The 1,050-nt window shown below is 43.0% G+C and carries 1 pseudogene; it reads right to left on the bottom strand.

The annotated features are described in order from the left end of the window. Positions 1-879 (bottom strand): annotated as a pseudogene (locus tag HMPREF9469_RS34215) (transposase); the annotation flags it as partial. Between the last annotated feature and the right edge of the window lie 171 nt (positions 880-1,050).

The raw sequence follows: 1,050 nt of genomic DNA, 5'->3' as shown, positions 1-1,050 counted from the left end.
TGCCTTATACTCCATCAGACGGGTCCCGCATTCTTCCAGTTCCTCGTAAAGCTTCTGGATCTCCGGTTTATGCTTACCTTTCCCATAAACGAATCCGATGTCTTCTCCCTGTGCGATCTGCATCAGGTTCTTCGGCAGTTTCCGGATCTCAAGCGGAGAACAGTAATCAATCTCAATGATGGTGTTATTGGAGATCTTCTTATGTTTTGTCAGTTTCCGTTTCCTGTTTTCTTCAATGACTTTACGGACTTTGTCCATTCCTTCAATCACAAACATCCGGGCATTTCCGAGATTGTATTTGGGGCCATATCCGTTTTCAAGCAGAAATGTATTATACTTTGTGTAAAGAGCATCGATCGTGTCCAGCAGACCAGCAAGATGATAATTGAGACTGCCCCACCAAATGAACGTATATCTGTTCGCGTTTGCTTCAATCTTTGTTCCATCGATGTAAAGCTCTTTCAGCGAGATAAGGCCTTCCTTTTCCAGACGGCGCATGAACTGGTAATTCAGTTCATCCAGGACTTCTCCCGTCAGTTTTTTCCTTTAAAATCATAAAAAAACATCTCTCTGGGGCTTCTGCCCTTTGGTCAGCCAGATAAAGGAGAGCTCTCTCTGGTATAAGTCTACTATACGGTCAACAGCCCTGACCCCGCGCATGTTTGCATAGGTAACAACAGCATACAGCATGATTGGGTTAAACCCGGTTCTTCCCTTATCTGAATAACAGGCCAGCAGGCCTGAAAAATCCAATTCCTCCATCACGTTTTTTAGGGTATAGACTGGATCGTCATCGGGTAGTCCCAATTGAAAGAAACTGAAGTTAATTTTCTGTTGCCCAATTTCAAAAAAGTTGTTATAATAATCTTGTTTTAGCATAGTTCCATTATAACATGGAACGGAGAGAAAGATGGTTGTTGTTAGCTATCTTTTTTCTTTTTAGTGGATAAATTTCAGGGGCAGGCGTGACTCGCATGAGTCACGCCTGCCCCTGTTCGGAACCATCTATTTCCCGACAGACAATCATGAGAGAATCTCACCACAATAAAT

It is taken from the genome of [Clostridium] citroniae WAL-17108, assembly GCF_000233455.1.
GTDB classification, from domain to species: Bacteria; Bacillota; Clostridia; order Lachnospirales; family Lachnospiraceae; genus Enterocloster; species Enterocloster citroniae.
The sequence above is the reverse complement of the archived record's forward strand: the minus strand, read 5'-3'. Positions and strand labels throughout refer to the sequence as shown.